This window comes from uncultured Tissierella sp. (assembly GCF_902479755.1).
Taxonomy (GTDB): domain Bacteria; phylum Bacillota; class Clostridia; order Tissierellales; family Tissierellaceae; genus Tissierella; species Tissierella carlieri.
Map to the genome: position 1 here is coordinate 72,950 of NZ_CABSQO010000003.1, position 24,721 is coordinate 97,670.

Sequence of the window (24,721 nt, forward strand, 5' to 3'; positions counted from 1 at the left end):
TCTATTCACCACCTAATATCAAATCCATTACTGGAATATTCTTTATGTAGGATTTCATTTTTAATAAGAATTCTGCTGGTTCAAAGTAATATCCTTGGGGTGCATATGGATTTACCGTTATTCCTACTAAATTTATTTTATCCAGAACTTTGACCTTAACACCTTGCCTCATAAATTTCAGCCAATCCTTCGGATTTATAAATATTTTTGTACCGTCCGTAATCACTATCTCTATATTTTTATATCTTCTTGTTGATCTAGTTAAATCCTCTAGGGTATTCTTCACCAAAGAACCTGGGATCACTAAATATTTTGAATCATCTCTTAGGTGATCTCCTATTATTGCGCCTCCATTTAATGCTGTTTTTAATGGGATGATATCTACTTGATTATTTTCATTTATTACTGCTATTTGATTTTCATTTATAATATTTCTAATGATTTCCCTTACATCCTGATCTTCAATAGCTAGAAGTCCTAATGTATTCACCACATGAATTGTTTCTTCTATTACTTTATTTACATCTCTAGATAATACAGCTCCTGTAGATAAAATAGTAGCCTCTGATATAGCTGGAGCTGCTTGGGATAGCCTGTCAAGGGCTCCATCTATGATGACAAATTTGGCACCAAGATTTAACATAATATCAGAGACTGCTTTTATTTCAGAAAGGCGCTGGGGGCCTGCTATTTGAACATAGCCCCCATCCCTTACTCTGCCTATTATTATTTCACCTAAAGGTGTTCTATATTCTGTTACACTTATAATCTCTATGTTAGCATCTCCTAGATCTAGCATTCCTGTAGCTGTAGCTATAAGAGTGCCTTCTTCTACAAAGATACGTGGTTTCTCTGTTTCTGTTACTATATCTAGAGATTCTCCATCACGACCTATGGATGTAATACCAATAGGAAGCCCCTCATCAATAGCTTCCCCTATTAAATGGTTTAATGCTACAGTCTTTCCACTATTCTTAGACATTCCTACTATAGATATTGTTTTGTACTTACCATTTATTAGTTCTAGCATGACAAAAACCTCCGGGTTTTTAGTGAATAGTTAATAGTGAATAACTAATAGTTGAAAAGATTAAAAGACCTTAAAGCCTTACTAAAAACTATTCACTTTTCACTTTTCACTATTAACTATTCATTATCTTTTCTATGTCTTCTTTCTAGATAGCTTGGTTCTAGAGCTTTTACTTCTGGTCCTTGAAGTAGTTCTGCAACTCCTGTAATTCTGCCTTCTCTTTCACCTTTACATACAGGACAATTACATGGCTCTTCTATCATTTGTGGCTCTGTATATGTTGTGATTATACCTTCGTAGTTTCTTAATACTACCTTAGTTGGTGATTGTGATATTACATATTGAGGCATTACTGGAGTTTTTCCTCCTCCGCCAGGAGCATCAACTACAAATGTTGGCACTGCATATCCTGATGTATGTCCTCTTAATGCTTCTATTATTTCTATACCTTTTGATACTTTTGTTCTAAAATGTTCAATTCCCATAGAAAGGTCACATTGATAGATATAGTAAGGTCTTACTCTCATCTTAACTAATCCATGTACTAAATCTTTCATTATATGTGGACAATCATTAATTCCTCTAAGTAATACTGATTGATTACCAAGCGGAATACCAGCGTTTGCTAATTTTTCACAGGCTGTCTTTGATTCAGGAGTAATTTCCTTTGGATGATTAAAGTGAGTATTTAACCAAATTGGATGATATTTCTTTAGCATGTTAACTAAATCATCCGTAATCCTTTGTGGCAATACTACTGGTGTACGACTTCCGATTCTAACTATTTCTACATGTGGGATTTCTCTTAGTTTTTTGATGATATATTCTAACACATCATCTCCTACTAGTAGAGCATCTCCACCTGAAAGTAATACGTCTCTTACTTGTGGAGTATTTCTAATGTACTCTATACATGCATCTATTCTGTCTCTAGGCACTCCCATATCATTTTGTCCTGCAAATCTTCTTCTAGTACAGTGTCTACAGTACATAGAACATTGGTCTGTAATTAGGAATAATACTCTATCAGGATATCTATGAGTTAATCCTGGTACTGGTGAGTCTTCGTCTTCATCCAATGGATCTTCAAGATCAGATGAGCTAATATGGGTTTCCATTAATGTAGGTACTGCTTGCATTCTCACTGGACAGTGTGGATCATCTGGGTCCATTAGAGATGCATAGTATGGTGTAATACCTACTCTAAATTTCTCCATTACTTTTCCGATGTTCTTTTCTTCTTCCTCTGTTAAGTTTATTATTTGTCTTAGTGTATTTACATCTGTTACTCTATTTCTAACTTGCCATTTCCAGTCATTCCATTCTTCTTCAGTAACATTTTTCCAAAGCTCAATTTCACTATAATGACGCATTTTATTAACCCCCTTAATTTTAGTTAATAACTAATAGTGAATAGTGAATAGTTTTAAAGATTTTGTTTGCTAGTTTTTACTGTAGCATGAAGCATTTTTATTAATTCAGTGCTATCTTCTGTTAGCTTTTCAGCTTCATTCTTATTTAAATATCCTGTTTCTGTTAGTAACTCTAGTCAGTATTGTGTTTCACTCATCTCTTTTAGAGCAATACTCATTTTAGAAATAAAGTCAGGCATACTCTGTGCAAACTTAGCTTCTCTTATGTTTGCCCCAACACTCGTTCCGCTTCTCAGCAACTGCCTAGACATTATAAACTCTCTTTTTTCATCAGTGAGATACTTATAAAGATGAATAATCTTTATTGCAAAAGTCTTACTTTTAATCAATAGTATACTTTCTTTCATGATATACCTCGCTTTGTTTTCAAACTATTCACTCTTCACTTTTCACTGCTCTTAAGCGTATAGCTCTGTAAATATCTTTCTTAAGGATTCTGATTCTCTCATTAATTCTAGTGATATTGCTGCGTGGTCTTTAGTGTATCCATTTCCTACTATCATAGTTACGTCTTTGCCTACTCCTTCTGCTCCTAATGCTGCCTTTGTAAAGCTTGTAGCCATACTGAAGAAGTATACTATTCCTCTGTCTTTACAGATTAAAATAGATGACATTTCTGTATTTTGAATATTTACTGTATTGATTACGATATCAGCCATTTCTCCATTTGTAGCTTCCTTAACTTTTTCAAGGATTTCTACTGCATCTGTTGCATTTGCTTTGATGTATACGTCTGCTAGATTAGCATCTTTACATCTTTGTAGAGTAGTATCTCTTGAACCTATGCAGATAACTTTACCTGTAACTCCTGCTCTTTTCTTTGCTTCATATAGACAGAGCATACCTGATTTACCTGTTCCACCTATAACTACTACTGTATCTCCAGGTTTAACTAATTTTGCTGTTTGAGCTGGTGCTCCTGCTACGTCTAATACTGATAATGCTAGGTTTTCAGGCATATCTGATGGAATTACTGCATATATTCCTGATTCAAATAATATTGCTTTACCTACTATGTCTACTTGATCTACATCTGATCTTATTTCTTTGAATTCATCTATACGTAATGGTGTTAAAGATAAAGATACTAATGTAGCTATTTTGTCTCCAACCTTAAGATCAGTTTTACCTTCCAATGCTGGTCCAATTTTTTCTATTGTACCAATTAGCATTCCACCTGAACCTGTAACTGGATTTTGGTGCTTACCTCTTTCTGCTACGATACCTTTCATTATCTTTTTAATTTCTTCTATGTCACCCTTAGCTTGCTCTTTAATTTGCGTAAAGCTTGCTGAGTCTACATTCAATGTTTGAACGTCTATAAGTATTTCGTTGTCATAAATTTCCATATCATTGTCAATTTTAAGTGCTGGTTGTGGTAAAACTCCCTTTGGTTCAATAACCCTATGAGTACCGTATGGACATCCTTTTTTCATAATTGCATTCCTCCCCAGTATTTTAAATTAAATTTATTCACTAATTAATATAATGCAATATCTATGCCAAGGTTAAATCAAATGTCAATTTAAATCATAAAACGACACTTGTTAATTATATCACGATGTTTTAGCTATTTTGGGGATTTTTTTCTTTGGAAATAAAAATTTAGAGTTGAAGAAATAGGTTTTCAATGATTTTAAAGATGAAATCAGTGCCGAATATTAGGCGATAAAATATGGTGAATAGTTAATAGTGAATAGTGAAAAGTTCTAGGCTAGGGTTTTGGGTCTTAAGATTTTCAACTATTCGTTATTAACTATTAATTCTTCACTATGTTTTCGTTATTCACTATTAGTCCTTCACTATTCACTGGCTATCAAAGCCCTAGCTTTGATAATCTATACTGTAGTGTTTGTCTTGGTATTTTTAGTAGTTCTGCTGTTCTAGTTATATTATGATCTGTTTGTTTTAGAGCTTCTTTTATTAAATTTCTTTCTGTTTCTTCTAATATTTCTGAGAGAGAGGATTCGTATAATTCATGATTTTTCTTATGCTGTCTAAATTTATATGGAAGGTCCCCCATATCTATGATTTCTCCATCAGATATACTCATTATACCTTCAATTAGATGCTCCAGCTCCCTTACATTTCCATCCCACTCATAATTATTGAATATATTTAGTACACCCTTTGATATACCTTTTACTTTTTTACCTAACTTCTCGTTAAATTTATTAATGAAATAATTTGTAAGTACAGGTATATCATCCTTTCTATCTTTAAGGGGCGGAATTTCAAAAGATACTACATTTAATCTATAGTACAAATCTCTCCTAATTTGTCTTTTCTCCACTGCTTCTTCTGGGGATATATTCGTTGCAGCAATTATTCTAACATTAACTTTAATTGTATTTGTAGCACCTACTCTTCTTATGGTACCATCTTGTAGAACTCTAAGGAGCTTAGATTGAAGTTCTAAAGGCATAGAGTTAATTTCATCTAAAAATAATGTACCCCCATGGGCTAATTCAAACAATCCAGGTCTATCTTCCGCTCCAGTAAAGCCTCCCTTTATAGTACCAAAAAGGATTCCCTCTAAAAGATTACCTGGAAGTGCCGCACAATTCTGTGTGATAAAAGGTTTATATCGCCTCGAGCTCGCATTGTGAATAGAATGAACAAATAATTCCTTTCCTGTTCCAGTATCTCCTGATATCAATACAGAGGCGTCTGATTCTGCCGCCTTTAGTGCAAGTGATTTCAACCTTATCATCTCTTTGTTTTCACCTACAATATCTAATAAGGTAAACTGAGCAGATTCTTTAGCTTTATCTATGGCATTCTTTTCTTTTTTATTATTATATAATTTATTTTGAAGGTCTACTATTTTCTCCGACATTTGACGTACTGTCGTTATATCCTTAGATATTTCCAATGCTCCTAAAATTTTACCTTTTGATGTTATTGGTATTGATGTATTTATTGTTGTAATTTTTTCACCTTTATAGTTAAGAAATGTTTGTTCCTTCTTATGCATTGATTCTCCTGTACGAATTACTGTGAGAAGGGTACTGGTTTCTTCTGTAAGAGATGGATATACTTCAAGTAAATGTCTGCCTATAACTTTCTCTCTCTCTATTCCATCTATTCCTTGAGCAAATTTATTATAATAAACTATTATTCCATTTTTATCAATAATATGTAGTCCCTCTTCCAAATAATCTAGAATTTCCAATACATTTTCTCTAAAGAATAAATCTTTCATACTTTTCATCCTCCCTATGTCTAGAATCCCTCTTATATTCTGCTTAATTTTGGGCACCACATGCCGAAATATAGGCACTTACGTGCCTCATTTCCTTAGTGAATAATGGAAAAACAGTTAATAGTTAATGGTGAATAACTAATAGTTAAAAATCAAAAGACCCCGACTTCTTCTTAAAACTATTCACTTTTAACTCTTCACTATTCACTGTCTATATATCTATTTTACTAATAATATATAAATATTACAACTAAAAAGAACACACTATTAAAGTGTGTTCTCTAGTTTTATATGGTTATTTTGCTGGAGCTTGTTGAAGTTGCTCTATTTGCTTCATTTGCATTTCCATCATTTTCATATAATCGATTGAATTCTTTTCATCTACTTTATGCATTTCTACTTTCACATCTTTACTGTTGATATTGTAGCTCTTTGAAGTATAGCTGATACCTAATTTAATTATACCTTTCATTTCTGGAGCTTTTTCTCCTACAACTTCAGCTATTTGACCTAAATCTATTCTTAAGTCAATAGTACCAACTTCATGAACTATATATCCCTTTTTATTGATACCAAATTCAATTACTATTCCTTTATCTCCTAAGATCTTAACATCTTTGTATTTTTCCATGAATTCATTGAATTTTACCTTAAATTCTGGTAATTGTTTTTCAAGGTCTGCTAAGCCTTGTTTAACTTCTGCTTCTGCTGCTTCCTTTTCTCCTTCTGGAAGTACAACTACGCTCATAACTGCATTCATATATTCTTTTATGAATTCAATAACTTCTTTCTTATCTAAGCTATAGTTTACTGCATCTTTAACAAGTCCTTTTAAAGCAGCATCATCCATTTTTAATTCGTATATATCTAATTTTTCTTTATTTACTACTTTACTATCTTTTTGTTTAACTACCTCAATACCTGGTTTGAAGTCTTTTTGCATTTCTTTCATGAATTCTGTTAATTTAGGCTGGAACTCCTTGCCAAATTTCATCAATTCATTGAAATTCATTTCTGCATTTTCTTCTTTCATCATTTGTCCCATATCAAGAACTATATATTGCTTTGCAGGATCATTTGGAAACATAGAACTCATTAACATTTGAGGCATCTTTATAACTTCTTTAATTTTAAGTTCATCAGTTGACATATCCATATCAACCCAAACATTCATATCCATGCCCATGCCACCAAAGTTCATATTCATATCTACTTGTGCTTGGCCTACTGTTTTTTCCTTATTGTATTTTGCTTTTTGATTCATTGCAATTTTGGAATTATTCACCATAGCCTTTACTTGTTCTAGCATTAGCTGCTCTTCTTCTGAGAATCCTTCTGCTTCAAATGTAAATCCCATTTCCATTTTAGACTCTATTGAGGTTATATCTTGCATTTTGTTGAAAGCATTATATAACTTTGATTCTCCACCAACACAGCCCGTTAATGATATGGATAATGCTAATATCAATGCTAATACCGATATTTTTTTCATACAATCCCTCCTAGATTTTTTTGCATAATATTATGTATATGCTCATTAATTATCATTATATCAAGTATTATCATTAGTATGCAAGTGATTTGACAAAAAAGTGACCAAGGTCATAAAAAAACAAGAACCCATTTTTTTAAATGAGTTCTTGTTTTAAACTAGAATGTTAAAGTGCCATTCTCATCTTTTATTATTTGCAATATTTGTTCTTCTCTACCATCCAATGCATTTATATAGATAATAAAATCAGAATCATTATATTTTCCTTTAAATTCATAGCATAAAATCTCATTTTTTCCTTTTGGTATTATAGCTAACCTAGCAGAATCTATGTTAAAATCTACTTTAACTTTAGATCTTGCCTCAGTTTCATCTATATGTGGAGTTTCTATATTTCTCTCATGATGATTCATATAATAGGCTGATGCATCAAATCCTACTATTTCTCCTGTATCCAATGCTACTTTTACCTTAATTAAATCAGGATAAATTGTTACATCTTTTTCCTTATATGCAAAGTTAAATAAGATGGTTCCATCATACTTTAATGAATAGTTAGACTCCATATTATCAAAACCTTTTTCCTTTAAGTACTTCAATGCTTTGTCTTCTGCATTCTTTATTGATAATTTTATATTGAAAACTGGTCTTGGATTTACCATCCAAACTACTTTGCCGCCTTTTTTAGATACACCCATATATACCGCTAAGTCCTTTTGCTGGTTTTGAGGATATAAATGGAATGTGTACGAAGGTATTTTAACTTCATTCATATTCTCACCTTCTTCAAATGCCTGTATATCTCTAACCCTATCTTTTCCAAAAAATTCTAGTGCTGTATTTCTGGCCTCATCCATTGATACATCATTATCTGGAAGACCCACGGGTTTTCTATTTAACATTTGATCTGAAAATGGTCCATCATATATCAGTTCGGGAGTTTTTGCCATTTGTTTATCTAATGTTACCAAGGATGTTTGAAATACCTTTTGATTTCCCTGCTCTACTTTTTTACTCTGCTTACTGCTCATTGCACCCAGTGCGAAATTTGATTCTGCTAGACTATCATAAATCTTGGAAAGTTCACCATTAAATGCTGCGGAGTTGGTTTGAAGATTGTTTAATGCTTCCCTTTGTTCTTTTGTTACACCTTCTCCCAAAAGATGTCTCTGTATTAAATATGACGAATAGTCTGCCGCTTGCGTTAAAAATTTCTCTGTTTTTGCTGATTCTGCATGGGTTATTGGCATCTGTCCTAATTTATCCTTAGCAGAGAATGCTTCATTCATAATTTGTGAAAATAATACTATGTTCTGCTCCTTTGAATCTGCTACTAAGGCCTTGGATAAATTTACTTGAACATTTTCTACATGCTTTTTCACATCAAAGAATAGTCTTTGATAGTGATTTTCTAATGCTATTTCATGTTGTTTCCTAACTTGATATTGATTATATCCCCAAACAAGTGCTACGACTAATAGAAGACCTAATAGAGCTGGTGCTATGAATCTTCGACTATCTCTCATGATTTCACCTCCTATATTCCAAACCAGTGTTTACCAATTTTTAGCGTTACCTTTCTAGACCATATCCATTTGGATGTGGCAGTGGCTGGATTCCAATAATAGAGACAACCATAAGTCGGATCCCAACCATTTAAAGCATCCCTTGCTGCTTTTATGGAATCTTTATTTGGAGTTAGATTTATTTGTCCATCAGCTACTGCTGTAAATGCTAGAGGCTGATATACTACTCCAGCTATAGTATTTGGAAAAGAAGAACTTCTTGTTCTGTTAAGAACTACTGCCGCTACGGCAACCTTACCTACATAAGGTTCTCCCCTTGCTTCACCATGAATAGTTCTTGCTAAAAGATACTCGTCAGCCTTTCTATTTACACCTTGGGTCTGTGCCGCAGTTGTAGTTGTTGCCATCCCTAAGGCTTTAGCAGTAGAAGGTCCCACTATTCCATCTACCGTCAAACCATTTTTAGCTTGAAACTTTCTAACAGCTCTATAGGTTCTTGCACCATATACCCCATCTACGCTGCCATCATAATATCTCCATCTGAGAAGTTTATCTTGCACTGTTCTTACATCATTCCCCTGTACCCCCCAATATAGGGTTCTAGGACTGAATAATGAATTATAATTCGTGGCTGTTGGTTCGTAGAAAAGAAAAACTGAAAGAAACACCATTGTTAAAGCAGTTGTAATTATAATGAATTTCTTCAAGATTATTTACTCCTTTCATTGTTTTTTCTTATAACCCAATGATAAGCTCTCTCCCATTTTATTTTCATAAAAGAACTTTACATCAATGGGCCTCAAGAGAAGCTACCTTAAAGATGTTTTAATAGGAGCCTTTTCTTATAACCCAATGATAAGTTCTCTCTATTTTATTTTCATAAAAGAACTTTACGTCAATGGGTTTCAAGAAAAATTACCTTTAAAATGTTTTAATAGGAGCTTTTTCTTATTTTTAGTAAATTTCCATATTTTATACATGAAAATATTAAAACCTGCAATAACTATAATGATTATTGCAGGCTTATTATTTGCTTATATTTATTGACTTCATTTATTTTTTGTCCTTTAGTTAATTTTTCTTTCTTGTTATCTTTTTTCTTATCCTTTTTATTATCTTTTTTTAATTTTTTCATAATCTCTGCTGTCTTCCACTTTAATTTTAATTTTGGCTTCTCTTCTTCCAAGGTTACTCCTAATTCTTTTTCTAGGTTATAAGCCACTGAATGTGTAACATCTACAAAACATAGTGGAGGAAACATTACACACCACCAGTTTTGACCTTTTCCTTCTCCAAGTGTAATGAGTAATGTCTCATATTCTCCTGATGGAAGCACTAAATTTCCATACTTTCTTGTAGGAAAATTATCTTGTCCAAGGGTCACTGCTACATTATAATCTTTTCCTTCTTCCTTTATTACTCTCTCTGTTATGTACTTCATCTCTTCCATATTATCTTTTATTATTCTTCTACTTTCTCCTATGGATTTGGTGTCTCTGAACTTATCATTCATTTCTTTTAATATTTCATCTCTGATTTTAAGCTTTAAAGCTTGATCCTCTTCTTTATCACTATTAGCTCTTATATGAAATCTAATAATTTCATCCTTGAAACCTTCTTTTGCTTTATTTTCTATGAGAGGGTGTATTATATAGGTAAAACTAATAATAAATAAGGATAATAGCAGTATTAATTTTTTATATTTCATATATTTGACCTCCTATTTGCTTGTCCTAGATTTGTATTATAATTCTTGCCAAATATAGTTTCTTTATACATATTTTCGAATAAAAATAACTATAAAAAATTGTGCAGCCTTATATCTCAGTATATAAGTTCATCAGAAGGCTCTCCATTTTTTATAGTTACTGTTTCTCAATTATCTCTCAATTGTCACTGCACCAATCCTATTCTTCTTATCTCAACAGTTAATGCTACTTCTATATCCATTTGAGAAAAAATCTCATCCCAATCTTTTGATACTTCTTTCCATACTTTTGGATGAAATTTAGATATATACTCTCCTACTCCTATGGCATCTGCCTTATATTCTTTCTGCAGCAACTCCAGAGTCTTATTTATTTCTTCTTTTAATTTTGTCTCTATTGCTTTTTCCATATCTTTTAGTGTGCTAGCACTGTCGATTAAAGGATTATCTCTTAAGATATATTCTTGTAATGCTCCCTCTAACTCCACATCTATTCTTACTTTTAAATTTTCTCCCTCTCTTACTAATTTCTTTTTGGCGCTTGCATCAGTTAATGAATATGATATAGGAGCATCTCCAAGTTTAGCATCTATTATATCTGACTTGACGCTACCTCTTATTAATGATATAGCTCTATTTTCCAATTCTCCTAAATGGCCTATGAATTCATAATTTTTAAATATACATGCTCCAAATACTTTTATATCTTCGCCATGTGCTGCAGTCCTAGGCATCAATGCTACACCTCCAATGTCTGTATTTTTAATGAATCCAGTTAGAGTTTGAGGTGTGTATCTAGATGTAGTTCTTGTTCGCCTAAGCATACTAAAAAGTGTTCCTTCTATTACTTCTTGTCTTTTAGCTCCTGGTACAGCTGAAAGTAAGTCTCTGGCTTTTTCTTCTGCCATTACAAGTCGTATTTTCTTATTTATAACAAAATCTCTATTAAGTCCATCTAATATTTCTCTAATTGCATCTCCGTCTCTAGCAACTTCATGTCCTAATACCAGCACTCTCAGATGTTTAAAATAAAATGGATATTGCAGCCTTGTATATAATTGAGAGCTTCCTTGAAAAACAGATGGTGCTATAGTCGATATTACATGGACTCTTTCCTGCTGAGTTGCATTCTTTCCTATGGCATTTATATTTGGATATGATATGGTTATAATATATTTTTCCCCTTCTCCATCGTTTAAATCTACTCCTATGGAATAGGGAAATAATCTTTGATTTATTTCTATCATATCCCAACATCCTGTAGTTAAAAAGGTTAAAATTATTATAATTAATATTAATTTGAATTTCTTCATCTTCTTTTCCACCTTAACTTTATATATCCAATACAATAAATTAATATGGGTAATATAAATATTGATACTAACCCAGAGTAATTTATAAATGTTCCTAATTGTTTACTTACCTCTATAATGTTCTGAGGAATTAATGATACTATATATACAATTGGTAATAGAGGTATAATAAATAAACTATGGTCTCTTGTAATAAATAACTTTGATAGAACCTTTCCCGCAGAGTAATAGGTCGAAGCCATAGTTGCAAATACAATTAAAACCCAGATAGCCATCACTAATCCATCTAAGTTTTCTATAAAATATCCCGGCAAATCAATCTCCTTTATAATAGATAATGTAGGAAAAGTTTGCCTTTGTAAGTGATGTATTCCATATTGGGACAAACAAAGTATAAATATGATGACATACATAGCTATTACAATTCCAATTCCTGTAAGACTAGCCTTAAGAGTTTTTTCCCTTTCTTCAGCAAAGGGTATTGAAAATAATAATATTTCAAATCCAAAATAACTAAAAAAGCTAACCTCTATACTCTTGGGTAAGCCTTTCATACTAGACTGAAATACAGGAAGTATATTCGTAAAATCTGAGTTTGGCAATGATACAAATATCAAAAATATTATAAATCCTAATATAACTGGATATATAAGATATGCTGCCCTACCAATTATTTGAATTTCAGATCTAGCTATATAGGATGTGGCAAGTACAAAAGTAATTATCATTATCTCGGTTGGTGTCGTCTCTAAAAGAAATGCCTTCAATATTTCAGCTAGATTTCTGGCAACAGAAGACATCAAAGCTACAAGATAAGAAAATACAAAAATAAGGAATATATTAAATATCCACTTCCCTAACACTTCCTCACCTATCTCAAAGAAATCTTTATCGGGATAGAGCTCAAATAATTTGTTGATAATTACAATCCCAGCAGCCATAAGTAATCCACCGATTATTATGGCTATCCATCCGTCTTTACCGAGAAATACTGCTACTTCGTTAGGAAGGGATAATATACCTACTCCCACTATGGTGGAAACTACTAATGCCCTTATTTGGTTAGTTGATATTTTATTACTTTCTCTCATCTTTCCAAGATCTCCTCATCCTTATCTTATTCCTTGGTCGTGTGAAGGTAGGTCTCTCCTTAAGTTCTTGAATTGGTGCCTTAGTTAAAGTATCCTTTAGTTCACCAGTCCCTACTCCTAAACCTGAATATGGTGATGTAAATGGCACACCAAAACTATTTAATTTAATCAGATGTGTCCCTAAGAGAATAACTCCAAGCATTATGCCGTATAACCCAAAGATAGCTGCACCTAAAATAAGTATAAATCTCCAGACTCTTAAGCCTGCTGCAAATTCATAGCTAGGTATGGCAAACGAAGCTATGGTAGTTATAGCTACTATAATTATTAAAATAGCACTTACTATTCCTGCTTCCACTGCTGCTTGACCGATTATAAGCCCACCTACTATCCCTATGGTAGTACCTATAGGGCCAGAAATCCTTGTACCAGCTTCTCTTATAAGTTCGATGGTAACTTCCATTAAGAAAGTTTCCACGACTGCGGGAAATGGCACATTGATTCTACTGGCTGCTAAATAATATGTTAATTTTGTAGGAAGCAGCCCTGGATGATACGAGATAATAGCTATATAGAGAGCAGGAGATAGAAGGGATAGAGCCACTGCTGCCAATCTTAAAATCCTAACTCCCTGAGCTTCTTGCCATCTAGTATAATAATCTTCTGATGATTGAAGCAGTGTACCTACTGTGGCAGGTACTATTAGTGCAAAAGGTGAATTATCTACTATAATAACTACACGGCCCTCATAGAGAGCTGCCGCCGCTGAATCTGGTCTTTCTGTATTCTCTATTTGAGGAAATGCAGACATATAATTATCCTCTATTAAATTTTCCAACATAGAACTATCTAATACGGCATCAATATCAACAGACTTTAACCTTTCATTCACTTCTCGTACTAAGGTTTTATCTACTATATCCTCCATATACATTATTGCTAAGCTAGTCTGAGATCTTTTACCTACTGTTTGCATCTTAATTTTTAAGTTTGTGTCCTTTATTCTTCTTCTAACTAAGGTCATATTTACCTTTACTGATTCAGTAAATCCATCCCTTGGTCCTCTTATTACTGTTTCCGTCTGTGGCTCACTAATACTTCTAGAAGCCCAACCTTTAGAATCAAATACCAAACATTTATCCACTTTGTCAATTAAGATTACTGTATCACCAGAAAGTACTGAATTTGCTATATTATCTATATGAAATTCTTCTTTTACATCTATGGTGGTCAAGGCCTCTTTTGAAATTATATCTATTAAAGGGGTCTTAAACCCCTTGAGGGAGAAAGTATTTATCTCTTCTTCTATAAATAACGAATAAATAGCATGCTCTGCAATATATTCCTTATTTACTAATCCATCTATATATATTAAAGTCATCTTTACCCTGTAAACATCGCCTATCTCTATTTTTCTAAATATTATATCATCGCAATCAGTAAATAACGTCTTAAATACTTCTTCATTTTTCTCTAGATCTTTGAGTAATATTTTTTGCATACATTACCCTCCTACATCATTAATAATAGAATAAACATCAAACCACCTATGACCATATAGGAATAAGATATAATCTTAACTATCTTTAGTTCTCTCATATATCCTTTTTGTCTATATCTTCTTCCATCAACTACTAGAGTAAAGATTCCCACAGCAATTATCATTAAAATAGTATAATTACTAATGATTCCTTTTAATGCTTGAAATAATTTAGAAAACAAAAAACCCACCTCCTGTAATTTATATACTTTACAAAAGATGGGTAATATATACATCTTAGTATTAAATTGTCTTTGCCAAAAGAACTATCCCTTTAGAATATTTTTCTGTTAAGATTTTCTTGCAAAATTTAAGTTTATCCATATCATCGAATAATCCAAATACTGTTGGTCCACTACCACTCATAAGAGCACCTAAGGCACCATAACTCACCATGTCTTTCTTGATTTCAGATATAATAGGATTCTTTTCCATAACTACTTCTTCCATAACGTTAGTTATATTATCTGCCACAGATTTAATATCATCTCTTTCTATAGAAGATATTATTTTTTGTACATCCATTCTCAATTCTTTATTTAGTCTAAGATTTCCATATACTTCAGTAGTTGAAACACCTATACCTGGGTTAACTAATAGTATATCCTTATCTTTAAATGACTTAATTTTCGTTAATCTTTCACCTATGCCCTCCGCTAAGGCGGTTCCTCCCATAATACAATATGGAACATCTGCACCTATTTCAATTCCTATTTCTCTTAATTCTTCTTCACTTAAGTTTAAGCCCCAAAGTTGATTTAGTCCCTTTAAAACAGCAGCTGCATTTGCACTACCTCCTGCCAATCCAGCTGCTATCGGAATCTTTTTGTGTATATTTATTTGAATACCCTTGTTTATGCCAGTTTTTTCCTGCATCTTCTTCCATGCACGATATACTAAATTTGTAGAATCTAGTGGAAGCTCTTTATTATTGCAATCTAATTCTATATCTTCTTTAATTTCTCTCATAATCAATGTGTCACTAAGACTTATTTGCTGCATTATAGTATTTATTTCGTGATAACCGTCTTCTCTTTTATATAATACATCGAGACCTAAATTGATTTTACCGTAGGACTCTAATACGATTTCTTTCATTTAAACTTCTCCCTTGTGAAAATTTACCTTTCCATTATACCATAGTTCCTACGATACTATAAAGATACAAATTTAAAAAGATATATCTATTGTTTTTTCAATGATTATTTTCTCTCCCGGTATTATATTGTTTGGACTTAAATTTTCATTTGCCTGTAATATTTCTTCTATTGTTGTATTATATCTTTTAGCTATATCCCATAATATATCATTTCTTTGTACTATATAAATTGTTATGCTAGGACGATTTTTCTTATCTATTATTTCTCCAGTTTCTTCTAATGAATTTATTACAGATAATAATCTATTTCTATTGATTTTTATTTTATGTTTTATAGTTCCTTCTATAACAAATATATCTTTAGACATATTTGATTTAATAGATTCTAAGTCTAAACTTATATCCATCAATGGATCTATTACCTTTTCTTCCATAGGTAAATAGTATTTATATGGAATCTCCTCCCTCAACGTGTTGATTTCATCAGTATCAGAATCCAGATAAATTCCATGTAATGAAAGAATCCCTTCTACTACTAGCTCATCATCTACAACTCTGCTGTCTATAATAGTTGGGTGCCCTGATATATTATATATTTCCTTTATTCTATACTCAGACAAATCTTTCAATATATTTTCTCTGTGAATTGTGCTTTTTATGTTTTCAATTAAATTAATTTCTCCTATTCCTATTTTAATTTTTTCCTTAGTTGAATATGCATCTACTATTAGATTTTTTTCATTTTCTGAATAAGCTAGACCTGATATTCTTAGTTTTGCTTCTATGTCTAATATTTTAAGTTCTCCTTCATCATTCTCCAATACCTCATAGCTTCCTTCCACCACTTCTATCATAAGTTCTTCCTGAGCTCCAGCTAATGCTCCGGGCATTTCTAAAAAATGATTGAAAGGTATTTCCTCTTCCACTGTGGCAATTCTATTTTCTCCATAATAAACTATCCTAGCGTTTACCATACCCGAAACTATTATTCTATCTTCTACCACTGTGGCTTCCTGCTCGTAAGCCTGTATAGTCATCTTAAGTATTTCTTCCATTGCTGGCTTTTCTTCCCCTATTTCAAAAGCTTCCTTTACAATAGCATAGGATGTTTCTCTACCATAAATCTCCTTATACTTAATGGTTTCTTTTAATGTCTGTAGGTTTTGCTTTTCTCCTATATCCTTAATTATCTCTATATTATTGACCTGCTCTACTTTCCCTTCAAGACTTACTAGGGCCTTTAGAGATAATTTTCTCTCATCTAATATCTCTTCCTCTATGTATTCAATATTAGATTTTATAGTTGCTGACATATCTTCCGTAATCCCTGATATTTCTATTTCCTCTCTAAAATCTGCGTTAGCATCTATTGTATATATATTATTTTCCTCTTCTTGTGATTTATAGACTACTTTAAATTTTACTACTCCTGATATTACTAGCCTATCTCTTATTACTTTAGTACTAAGTATTTCTACTAGACCGTCTGTCCAAAGTACTTTCCCTAGATCTGCTTTTGATGGATTTAAGTAAATTTCCGTTTCTACTAAGGCTTGGGTGTCTTCTTTTCCTCTTAGTTCTTCAATCCGTAAGACATCTTTTATTAACTCAATCGACATAATATCCCCCCTAATTATTTCATATAACTATCCTATGAAGATATATATGCGTAAATGTGCTAAATAATGAATAAAGACATAAAAATAACTGTACAATCAATGTACAGTTATTTTTTAAGATATTTTTACCTGTGGTTGGGTTTGTGAGCAAACAGTTACTTCTACGGTTCCCGTCAATATGTCTGTGTAGGTATATGATACTTTTCTACTACTATCATATTCGTTATTAATCCTCACAACAAATAAATTAGGGTATGCTGCTTCCAATATTCCTTCTCTAACTATAGTCTTTTTTCTACCCTTATTTGCTCTTAGTATTACAGTTTTGTCAATACATTTCTCGATGTCCTTACGAATCCTAATCAATATATCTTTTTCCAATATAGCAAACCACCTTCCATTAATTGCTCCCCGGCAGTCGAGGGCAGAAGAAGTGTTTGGGACACTCATGTATGCATTATATCATAGAATTCCTATTTTGTCAAACAAATAAATTATTATACTATTATTGAGTTATTTTGTCAATTATAATTATCAATTATTTTTTATTAATTTTTTTATTTTTCTCCAGAATTTAGTTTAAGTATATCCTCTTCAGTCAGTTTTATATGCTCTATCATTGCATTAGCCGCCTTTTCTGGATTTCTGTCTTTTATTGCATTGATTATATTTCTATGTTGTTACACAAAGTAATACATATTTAAATATTCATCATCTCCGCTGTAAAGCTCCCTGATAGATTTTATGAAAGGTGAATAAGATTAGATATTATAAAAGCTATATGACTGAAAATATTGGGATTTTTGACAAATACTATGATATAATATAGTTAATTGTATAACAAGGGGGAAATAATTTTGAAGGGTACTATTGTTTCTGCATGGGTACAAACTTGTAGGAAACTGTATGGAGAAAATATAACCAACGAGGCATTAGATCATTTTAATATTAGTCCAAATAAAATTTTTACACCTACGGAAGATATTGAAGATAGAGTGGCTAGAGGAATTCTTGACTATATTGCTAAAAAACTAGGAAAAACCTCTGATGAGGTATGGAGAACCATGGGTAATCACAATGTCATTACTTATTCTAAGGTTTATCCTGCATTCTTTAGATACAAGAATTTATATTCTTTTCTTCAAGCAATGTATGATATTCATGTTGTAGTTACTAAGAGAATAACTGGTGCAAAACCTCCTATTTTAGGGATAAAACCTATAGATAAATATACTGCACATATGACTTATAATTCTTCTAGAGGAATGTTTCCTTATTTCCACGGTATGTTGGAAGGTGCTGCTAAATATTTTAAAGAGGACATTAATATTGAAACTTTAGAGAAAACAGAGGATTTCACAAAGATATCCATCACTTTTCCTGATGAGATTTATTATCAAAAGAAATTTAGATTTAATAAAGCATTATCTTTTGGATTTATGAAGAATATGGAAGGAAAAATTGCCTTATCTTCCCTTCTATTAGTAGGTATTCCTGGAGTTTTGTTATCTAAATTTGTAGTTCCGTCAATAGCCTTCCCTGGAATTTTAGTTCTTTCTACTCTTGTTCCATTTTTGGTTAGTAAAGGACTGTTTAAACCTCTTAAATCCATTTATAGTTCTTTATATGAAATTAAGAATAAAGACTTGTCTATAGTGGAAAATATATCTACTAATGATTTCTTTGAAGATATCAATGATAAGTTGAAGGATTTAAAAGAATCTATAAAAACAGATTTTGTAGGATATAAGGGTACTACCGATGAGTTAAATGTTTTTGCTGATAAATTCGCTGAGATTTCTAGTAATATGAGCTTTACTTCATCTGAAATATCAAATGTAGTAGAACAGGTGGCAGGAGGAGCTATAAATCAAGCCGAAGAAACTGAACAAGTAGCATATCAGTTAAACAATTCGATTATTTCTTTAAATGATGTTGTTAGAAAAGAAAATCTAGGCAAAGGTGAACTAGAATCAGCTGTTGAACAAATAAATAGGGGGTTTGAAGATTTAAAGTCTACATCTGATAGCTTAAACCATATACTATTACAGTTCTCTCAAGTAAAATCTAAGGGCCAAGATTTACAAAACAGGGCTACTGAAGTTCGGAATATTGTTGAAACTGTTGAAAAAATTGCTGAGCAGACCAATTTATTGGCTCTAAATGCCAGTATAGAAGCATCCAGGGCTGGAGAATATGGAAGAGGATTTACTGTTGTTGCATTAGAGATTAGAAAGCTTGCAGAAGGCTCTAAAGAGGCAGTTCAAACTATCAACGATAACTTAGAATCCTTTATTAAAGATATAGATGGATTTGTATTTGATATATCAGATCAGTTTAATATACTTGAAAGGGAAAATGTTAAACTAAATTCAGTTGCAGAAGAAAATCAAGCATCTGTAAATTCCATAGCACAAGTATCTGACTTAATCATTGAATTAACAAATGAACTTACAAACGAGACTAATAATATAAATAATATATCTCAGGGTATAGAATCCTTGGCAGCCATCGCTGAAGAAAACTCTGCCTCATCTCAAGAAGTATCTGCTAATGTGCAAGCATATACTGAAGAGATTAGAAAAATGACTGAAAGTATACATGAGTTTAAAAAAGTCAGCGTGGAATTTAGCAAAGACTTGGAAAAATACGTTGTATAAAAGGGAAGCTTTTATGCAATTGACAATTAACAATTAACGATTAACAATGTAAAATCATTAAAAACAATTAGAAATGTTGAAAGATAAAACCTAGATTTTTCTATTATAACGAAAAATCTAGGTTTTATTTGGCTTTAATTGTTATTTGTTCTTTGATAATTGTTAATTGAAAAACATCCTCGTTATGTATATTGCTGAAATCACTCCTGCCAAATCTGCTATTAATCCAGCTGCTAATGCATGTCGTTGCTTCTTTATAGATACTGACCCAAAATATACTGCTAGCACATAGAATGTAGTCTCACTAGATCCCATCATTACTGCCACTGTTCTAGCTATTAAAGATTCTGGTCCATAGTTTCCAGCTAATTCACTCATTATTCCTTGAGCACCAGATCCTGATAAAGGTCTCATTAATATCATGGGGACTACTTCTCCTGGTATATTAAAGATTTCAATAACAGGTGTTATTAATTTAATTAAAATATCCATAGCTCCTGATTCCCTAAAAACTCCAATGGCTACAAGCATGGCTACGAAAGAAGGTATTATTCTTATTGCCGTAGAAAATCCATCCTTTGCTCCTTCTACAAATGATTCATAAACTTTAACATTTTTACTCATTCCATAGGATATAATGCCAACTATCATAAAAGGAATTGCAAACTTAGATAAAAGTTGCATTATTTCAAGGAACATCTGATATCCCTCCCCTGTCTTCCATTAACCCTTTTTATTTCATATCTAGGAAGTCCCTGTAAAAACTTTGCTGCTATTATAGCCGCAGCAGTAGATATAGTAGTAGCAATTATAGTTGGTCCTATTATTTCTGTGGGATTAGTTGATCCTGCTGCTGATAATATAGCAATGGTTGAGGCAGGTATCAGAGTCACCGATGAGGTATTTATTGCAAGGAAAGTAACCATTGCATTAGTTGCTGTGTCCTTATGCCTATTTAAATTCTGTAACTCTTCCATAGCTTTTAGTCCAAAAGGTGTTGCAGCATTTCCTAACCCTAGTATATTAGCTGAAATATTCATTATCATAGCTCCCATTGCAGGATGTTCAGCTGGCACATCTGGAAATAAAATCACCATAACTGGCTTGAGTATCCTTGATATTCCTCTTATAAGTCCAGAATCCTCTGCTATTTTCATTATTCCTAACCATAACGACATAACACCTATTAACCCAATTGCCAGTTCTACAGCTGATTTAGCGTTCTCTATTGCTGCATTCGTTACAGCATCTAATTCTCCTGTTATAATCCCAACTCCAAATCCTATAATAATTAGAGCTGCCCAAATAATATTGATCATTCTCTCACAACCCTTCTTCAATGCACAATGCACAGTTCATAGCCAAAGGCCACTTACGCAATTCACAATTATTTCGGTCTGGCTTCTAAGTCTTTTTTGGCGACTGCGGTCGCTTTAAATTGTGCATTGTGCATTGTGAATTTATTTCATTACTATCCTATTCTCAATAACCTGTTCATATTCAAAAAATAATAAGAGTCTAGTTTCCTAGACTCTTACTATTTTTATCTTATTCTTTTAATTGTTCATTGCGAATTGTTAATTATAAATCCTTACAGTCCTAACAATACTGTAGCTATACCAAAGTATACCATCAAAGCTAATGCATCTACTATAGTTGTAATTAATGGGCCTGCCATTATAGCTGGATCCATTCTTAACCTTTTAGCTATCAATGGTAAAATACCACCTACAATTTTTGAAGCCATGACCGTTACTACTATAGTTATGGAAACTGTTATAGCTATAAGGATATCCACCCTTTCTAATAATATAAGTCTCATGAAATTGATACCAGCAAGGGCCACTCCAACTACAAAGCTAATCCTTAACTCTTTCCATAGTACTTTCCACCAATCATGAGTAGTTATTTCACCAGTAGCTAATCCTCTTATTATCAAAGTTGAAGACTGACTCCCTGAGTTTCCTCCAGTATCCATAAGCATTGGAATAAATGTACTAAGCACTACTACAGATGCTAATACATTTTCAAACTTTCCCATTATTCTTCCAGTAAATGTAGCTGAAACCATTAGTATAAGAAGCCAAGGTAATCTATGTTTTGCCAAAGTCAATACTCCTGTATCTAAATATGCTTCCTCTGATGGTGCCATAGCAGCCATCCTTTGGAAGTCTTCTGTAGCCTCTTGTTCCATAATATCCATAATATCATCTACTGTAATAATTCCTGTAAGTCTATTTTCATTGTCTACCACTGGTAATGCCAAAAATCCATATTTTCTAAACACATTTGCTACGCTTTCTTGATCATCGTGAGTATTTACACGAATTACCTCATTTTCCATGATATCATCTATAAGCAAGTTTTCATCAGATGTAACTAAAGTTCTTAAGGAAACAAATCCTTCTAAAGTTCTCTTTCTATCAGTTACATAGCAAGTATATACAGTTTCCTTGTTTAGACCAGTTTCTTTTATATGAGCTAGTGCTTCCTTTACTGTAATGCCTTTTCTTAAGTCTACGTACTCTATTGTCATTATACTTCCAGCAGAATCTGCGGGGTACCTTAAAAATTGATTTATTAACTTTCTCTCATCTTCCTTAGTAGACTTTAGGACCTTCTTTACAATATTTGCCGGCATTTCTTCTATTAAGTCAATCATATCATCAAAGAAAAGTTCATCCATAATATACTCTAATTCTTTATCTGTTACAGAATTTATGATGCCTAATTGTTGCTCCATAGAAAAATGGGCAAATACTTCTACTGCCAAATCCTTAGGTAACATTCTAAATATTAATAGCGTCATATGTGCATCTAATGGGTCTAAAAGCTCTGCTACGTCAACCTCATTCATTTCTGATAATTCTCTTTTAATTTCTATATACTTTTTTTGCTCAAATAATTCTAAGAGTCTTCTTTCATCCATGTTCTCCCTCCAATTTAGAGAACCATGTTCTGTGATAAAAATGGTTCTCTATTTATTATTTTTAAAATTCTATTTTTAATACTACTGGGCACAGGACCCGAATCCATTTTCATCACCAACCCTTCCTTTCATCAATTCACAATTTACAATTCACAATTCACAATTATTAGGTCCCGGCTATGGGGTCTTTTTTTGCGACCTGTGGCCGCTTTCCTAATTGTGCATTGTGCATCGTGCATTGTCTTTTTTATTATATCACATTTTCTTCATTTCCTTAAATAAAAAAAGATAGGTCTCCCTATCTTTTTGATTTTAGCATCCGCCACCGGCTCTATCTGGTATTACTGTAAATCCTCTTTTTATCCAATTGTCACTATAGTCTACTGTAAATTTTCCAAAACTTTCTTCCAAACCTTCTTCTACTAAAAATGTAAATCTATCTATCTTAGTTTCAATATCTCCTTCTTTATGCTCATCCAGAGCTAATCCAAATGATGGACCGCCTCAACCATAACCTGCAATATAAATTCTCAAAGGTTTTTCGGTCTTTTTAGTTTCAACAATCTTTGTTAATTCTTCTGTAGCCTTAGGTGTTAAATCTATAATCATTATTATATCCTCCTTCTTTATATTCTTCTTTATATATTATATACCCATATAGGGTATTTGTAAACATTAAATATTATTTTTATCTATAAAACTTTAAGTCATTATAGATTACCCTAATCACTAAATTTTTAATCAAAATAAAAACCGAGACCCATCCTCTACCCTTATAAGTAATTATGCATCACCACTTCAAAGATAGAAATGAATCTCGGTTTTTAATCTTAATCATTAATCATTTGTTCATTATTTTTTTATTTTTCTTACGGTTTTAATTGTCAGTTATATTACATTGCTCTTCCTGGTATTATTGCATCTACTATACCTATTACTAGAGCACCTATTATAGCTCCCCATACAGATATATTAAATCCAGGAACTATAAATTTGGTAACATAAAGAATAATTGCAGCAACTAGAAATCCTGTTATTCCTCTTCCAAATGGTGAGGCATTTACACCAGTAAACCTTTGGACTAAATGATCCAGTACTCCTATTACTACTGCTGCTAACAATAGACTCCATATACTATCTATTGTAAAGCCTGGAGTAAAATATGCTGCTATAGCCACCACTATTGCTGTCACCAAAACTCTTATAAGCATTTCCCCAATATTAAAGTCATTGTCCCTATCTCTGTCCCTGTCCCTATGTTGATCTCTGTTTCTATCGTCATTATCCATAACTTCACCTCCTGATATAATAATCTCCAATAATAGATTTTTTTATACAGCAAATTATTAAATAATTTTTATATTTTGTGAAATCATATAAATATACTAGAAAGGAAATAAAAGATATGCTACTATATTAGTAAGAATTAAAAAGGAGGTTGAGAGTATGGAAGTTACTAAAGATATGCTAATTGGTGAATTAATTAGAAAAAAACCAGAAGCGATAGAAATTCTTATGAGATTTGGTATGGGCTGTGTAGGTTGTCCATCAAGCCAAATGGAAAGCTTAGAAGAAGCTGCTATGGTACACGGCTTAGATTTAGATAAATTAATGGCTGCATTAAATGCATAATTGCCGACTGACAAAAAAGAAGAGCTTACAAATGTAGCTCTTCCTTTTTATAGTTTATTTTGCTAATAAGGTATCTATTTTTTCCTTATCAAAACCTACTACTTCTTCACCGTCTATAACTAATACGGGTACACCCATATGTCCCATAGCCATTAATTCTTTTCTAGCATCTTTATCTGTTTGAACATTTTTTTCAGTATAATCTATACCTTTTTCCTTTAGATAATCTTTAGCAGAAACACAATATGGGCAAGTATTACTTGTATAAACTGTTACATTAGCCATTTTAATTCCTCCTTTAATATACTACTAATTCAATTATACCCTACGGGGGTATAAAAGTCAATAGCTTTTACGATAATATTTTACCCATAGTTATTTAAAATAATCATAGATATGAGAATTAATACTTATTAGCTGTATGTAAATTGACAATAATATTTA

25 protein-coding genes are annotated in these 24,721 nt (G+C 32.3%); 2 read left to right on the forward strand and 23 right to left on the reverse strand.

Annotated features, from left to right (window positions below; genetic code table 11):
• Position 1: 1 nt before the first annotated feature.
• From RDK80_RS02915 to RDK80_RS20075, 17 genes are all read right to left on the reverse strand, one after another.
• Complete coding sequence (locus RDK80_RS02915; RefSeq protein ID WP_308523420.1) at positions 2-1,030, reverse strand: hypothetical protein; 1,029 nt, start codon at positions 1,028-1,030, stop codon at positions 2-4.
• Between the two features lie 116 nt (positions 1,031-1,146).
• Positions 1,147-2,403 (reverse strand): lysine 2,3-aminomutase, encoded by a 1,257-nt coding sequence (ablA, locus tag RDK80_RS02920; RefSeq protein WP_308523421.1) that lies wholly within the window; start codon positions 2,401-2,403, stop codon positions 1,147-1,149.
• Between the two features lie 176 nt (positions 2,404-2,579).
• A complete protein-coding gene (locus RDK80_RS02925) occupies positions 2,580-2,810 on the reverse strand; it encodes a four helix bundle protein (protein WP_308523422.1) in 231 nt (76 codons plus the stop codon).
• A 51-nt stretch (positions 2,811-2,861) separates the two neighbouring features.
• On the reverse strand, positions 2,862-3,899 hold the full coding sequence (locus RDK80_RS02930; RefSeq protein ID WP_256311814.1) for a zinc-binding dehydrogenase: 1,038 nt from the start codon (positions 3,897-3,899) through the stop codon (positions 2,862-2,864).
• Positions 3,900-4,279: 380 nt separating this feature from the next.
• Positions 4,280-5,668, reverse strand: coding sequence for a sigma 54-interacting transcriptional regulator (locus RDK80_RS02935; protein WP_308523423.1), 1,389 nt, complete (start codon positions 5,666-5,668; stop codon positions 4,280-4,282).
• 295 nt (positions 5,669-5,963) lie between these two features.
• The gene (locus tag RDK80_RS02940) at positions 5,964-7,160 is read right to left on the reverse strand and encodes a hypothetical protein (protein ID WP_308523424.1); all 1,197 of its coding nucleotides are present in this window, start codon (positions 7,158-7,160) and stop codon (positions 5,964-5,966) included.
• Between the two features lie 158 nt (positions 7,161-7,318).
• Positions 7,319-8,686 (reverse strand): germination protein YpeB, encoded by a 1,368-nt coding sequence (gene ypeB, locus RDK80_RS02945; RefSeq protein ID WP_216560513.1) that lies wholly within the window; start codon positions 8,684-8,686, stop codon positions 7,319-7,321.
• A gap of 11 nt (positions 8,687-8,697) precedes the next feature.
• A complete protein-coding gene (gene sleB, locus RDK80_RS02950; protein WP_276515588.1) occupies positions 8,698-9,393 on the reverse strand; it encodes a spore cortex-lytic enzyme in 696 nt (231 codons plus the stop codon).
• Positions 9,394-9,698: 305 nt separating this feature from the next.
• Positions 9,699-10,394 (reverse strand): stage II sporulation protein R, encoded by a 696-nt coding sequence (gene spoIIR / locus RDK80_RS02955; RefSeq protein ID WP_308523425.1) that lies wholly within the window; start codon positions 10,392-10,394, stop codon positions 9,699-9,701.
• Positions 10,395-10,579: 185 nt separating this feature from the next.
• Complete coding sequence (locus tag RDK80_RS02960; RefSeq protein ID WP_308523426.1) at positions 10,580-11,707, reverse strand: Ger(x)C family spore germination protein; 1,128 nt, start codon at positions 11,705-11,707, stop codon at positions 10,580-10,582.
• Positions 11,704-12,798: an endospore germination permease gene (locus tag RDK80_RS02965; RefSeq protein ID WP_308523427.1), complete on the reverse strand. Its 1,095-nt coding sequence runs from the start codon at positions 12,796-12,798 to the stop codon at positions 11,704-11,706. The genes RDK80_RS02960 and RDK80_RS02965 overlap by 4 nt, the downstream gene beginning before the upstream one ends.
• Entirely contained in the window at positions 12,785-14,299 is a 1,515-nt protein-coding gene (locus RDK80_RS02970) for a spore germination protein (protein ID WP_308523428.1), read from the reverse strand. Before RDK80_RS02970 ends, RDK80_RS02965 begins: the two co-directional genes overlap by 14 nt.
• Positions 14,300-14,310: 11 nt before the next feature.
• Entirely contained in the window at positions 14,311-14,520 is a 210-nt protein-coding gene (locus RDK80_RS02975) for a CLC_0170 family protein (RefSeq protein ID WP_308523429.1), read from the reverse strand.
• Between the two features lie 61 nt (positions 14,521-14,581).
• Positions 14,582-15,436, reverse strand: a complete 855-nt coding sequence (ispE, locus tag RDK80_RS02980; protein ID WP_308523430.1) for a 4-(cytidine 5'-diphospho)-2-C-methyl-D-erythritol kinase — start codon at positions 15,434-15,436, stop codon at positions 14,582-14,584.
• A 72-nt stretch (positions 15,437-15,508) separates the two neighbouring features.
• Positions 15,509-17,056, reverse strand: coding sequence for an SPOCS domain-containing protein (locus RDK80_RS02985; protein WP_308523431.1), 1,548 nt, complete (start codon positions 17,054-17,056; stop codon positions 15,509-15,511).
• Positions 17,057-17,170: 114 nt separating this feature from the next.
• Positions 17,171-17,437, reverse strand: a complete 267-nt coding sequence (locus RDK80_RS02990; protein ID WP_246565849.1) for a Veg family protein — start codon at positions 17,435-17,437, stop codon at positions 17,171-17,173.
• A gap of 176 nt (positions 17,438-17,613) precedes the next feature.
• Positions 17,614-17,724 (reverse strand): hypothetical protein, encoded by a 111-nt coding sequence (locus RDK80_RS20075; protein WP_369819384.1) that lies wholly within the window; start codon positions 17,722-17,724, stop codon positions 17,614-17,616.
• 189 nt (positions 17,725-17,913) lie between these two features.
• On the opposite strand from RDK80_RS20075, the gene RDK80_RS02995 reads away from it, so the two are divergent.
• The gene (locus RDK80_RS02995; RefSeq protein ID WP_308523432.1) at positions 17,914-19,716 is read left to right on the forward strand and encodes a heme NO-binding domain-containing protein; all 1,803 of its coding nucleotides are present in this window, start codon (positions 17,914-17,916) and stop codon (positions 19,714-19,716) included.
• 162 nt (positions 19,717-19,878) lie between these two features.
• Here the strand turns inward: RDK80_RS02995 and RDK80_RS03000 are convergent, their stop codons facing one another.
• The 5 genes from RDK80_RS03000 to RDK80_RS03015 all read right to left on the reverse strand — a co-directional run bounded on the left by RDK80_RS03000 (position 19,879) and on the right by RDK80_RS03015 (position 23,934).
• The gene (locus RDK80_RS03000; protein WP_094900401.1) at positions 19,879-20,415 is read right to left on the reverse strand and encodes a spore maturation protein; all 537 of its coding nucleotides are present in this window, start codon (positions 20,413-20,415) and stop codon (positions 19,879-19,881) included.
• Entirely contained in the window at positions 20,400-21,035 is a 636-nt protein-coding gene (locus RDK80_RS03005; protein ID WP_094900400.1) for a nucleoside recognition domain-containing protein, read from the reverse strand. Before RDK80_RS03005 ends, RDK80_RS03000 begins: the two co-directional genes overlap by 16 nt.
• A gap of 272 nt (positions 21,036-21,307) precedes the next feature.
• On the reverse strand, positions 21,308-22,645 hold the full coding sequence (gene mgtE, locus RDK80_RS03010) for a magnesium transporter (protein ID WP_094900399.1): 1,338 nt from the start codon (positions 22,643-22,645) through the stop codon (positions 21,308-21,310).
• A gap of 312 nt (positions 22,646-22,957) precedes the next feature.
• Complete coding sequence (locus tag RDK80_RS20080; RefSeq protein WP_369819383.1) at positions 22,958-23,254, reverse strand: iron-sulfur cluster biosynthesis family protein; 297 nt, start codon at positions 23,252-23,254, stop codon at positions 22,958-22,960.
• A gap of 284 nt (positions 23,255-23,538) precedes the next feature.
• Complete coding sequence (locus RDK80_RS03015; RefSeq protein ID WP_094900398.1) at positions 23,539-23,934, reverse strand: phage holin family protein; 396 nt, start codon at positions 23,932-23,934, stop codon at positions 23,539-23,541.
• Positions 23,935-24,091: 157 nt separating this feature from the next.
• Between RDK80_RS03015 and RDK80_RS03020 the strand changes: the two genes are divergently transcribed.
• Positions 24,092-24,277, forward strand: a complete 186-nt coding sequence (locus tag RDK80_RS03020) for a DUF1858 domain-containing protein (RefSeq protein WP_094900397.1) — start codon at positions 24,092-24,094, stop codon at positions 24,275-24,277.
• A gap of 54 nt (positions 24,278-24,331) precedes the next feature.
• Here RDK80_RS03020 and RDK80_RS03025 read toward each other — a convergent pair whose 3' ends face one another.
• Positions 24,332-24,562, reverse strand: coding sequence for a glutaredoxin family protein (locus tag RDK80_RS03025; protein ID WP_094900396.1), 231 nt, complete (start codon positions 24,560-24,562; stop codon positions 24,332-24,334).
• Between the last annotated feature and the right edge of the window lie 159 nt (positions 24,563-24,721).

What these genes read in the sequence shown, in the direction of transcription:
- RDK80_RS02915 (WP_308523420.1), bottom strand. Translation starts at nt 1,030, where the DNA reads ATGCTAGAACTAATAAATGGTAAGTACAAAACAATATCTATAGTAGGA.
- ablA (WP_308523421.1), bottom strand. Translation starts at nt 2,403, where the DNA reads ATGCGTCATTATAGTGAAATTGAGCTTTGGAAAAATGTTACTGAAGAA.
- RDK80_RS02925 (WP_308523422.1), bottom strand. Translation starts at nt 2,810, where the DNA reads ATGAAAGAAAGTATACTATTGATTAAAAGTAAGACTTTTGCAATAAAG.
- RDK80_RS02930 (WP_256311814.1), bottom strand. Translation starts at nt 3,899, where the DNA reads ATGAAAAAAGGATGTCCATACGGTACTCATAGGGTTATTGAACCAAAG.
- RDK80_RS02935 (WP_308523423.1), bottom strand. Translation starts at nt 5,668, where the DNA reads ATGAAAGATTTATTCTTTAGAGAAAATGTATTGGAAATTCTAGATTAT.
- RDK80_RS02940 (WP_308523424.1), bottom strand. Translation starts at nt 7,160, where the DNA reads ATGAAAAAAATATCGGTATTAGCATTGATATTAGCATTATCCATATCA.
- ypeB (WP_216560513.1), bottom strand. Translation starts at nt 8,686, where the DNA reads ATGAGAGATAGTCGAAGATTCATAGCACCAGCTCTATTAGGTCTTCTA.
- spoIIR (WP_308523425.1), bottom strand. Translation starts at nt 10,394, where the DNA reads ATGAAATATAAAAAATTAATACTGCTATTATCCTTATTTATTATTAGT.
- RDK80_RS02960 (WP_308523426.1), bottom strand. Translation starts at nt 11,707, where the DNA reads ATGAAGAAATTCAAATTAATATTAATTATAATAATTTTAACCTTTTTA.
- RDK80_RS02965 (WP_308523427.1), bottom strand. Translation starts at nt 12,798, where the DNA reads ATGAGAGAAAGTAATAAAATATCAACTAACCAAATAAGGGCATTAGTA.
- RDK80_RS02970 (WP_308523428.1), bottom strand. Translation starts at nt 14,299, where the DNA reads ATGCAAAAAATATTACTCAAAGATCTAGAGAAAAATGAAGAAGTATTT.
- ispE (WP_308523430.1), bottom strand. Translation starts at nt 15,436, where the DNA reads ATGAAAGAAATCGTATTAGAGTCCTACGGTAAAATCAATTTAGGTCTC.
- RDK80_RS02985 (WP_308523431.1), bottom strand. Translation starts at nt 17,056, where the DNA reads ATGTCGATTGAGTTAATAAAAGATGTCTTACGGATTGAAGAACTAAGA.
- RDK80_RS03000 (WP_094900401.1), bottom strand. Translation starts at nt 20,415, where the DNA reads ATGTTCCTTGAAATAATGCAACTTTTATCTAAGTTTGCAATTCCTTTT.
- RDK80_RS03005 (WP_094900400.1), bottom strand. Translation starts at nt 21,035, where the DNA reads ATGATCAATATTATTTGGGCAGCTCTAATTATTATAGGATTTGGAGTT.
- mgtE (WP_094900399.1), bottom strand. Translation starts at nt 22,645, where the DNA reads ATGGATGAAAGAAGACTCTTAGAATTATTTGAGCAAAAAAAGTATATA.
- RDK80_RS03015 (WP_094900398.1), bottom strand. Translation starts at nt 23,934, where the DNA reads ATGGATAATGACGATAGAAACAGAGATCAACATAGGGACAGGGACAGA.
- RDK80_RS03020 (WP_094900397.1), top strand. Translation starts at nt 24,092, where the DNA reads ATGGAAGTTACTAAAGATATGCTAATTGGTGAATTAATTAGAAAAAAA.
- RDK80_RS03025 (WP_094900396.1), bottom strand. Translation starts at nt 24,562, where the DNA reads ATGGCTAATGTAACAGTTTATACAAGTAATACTTGCCCATATTGTGTT.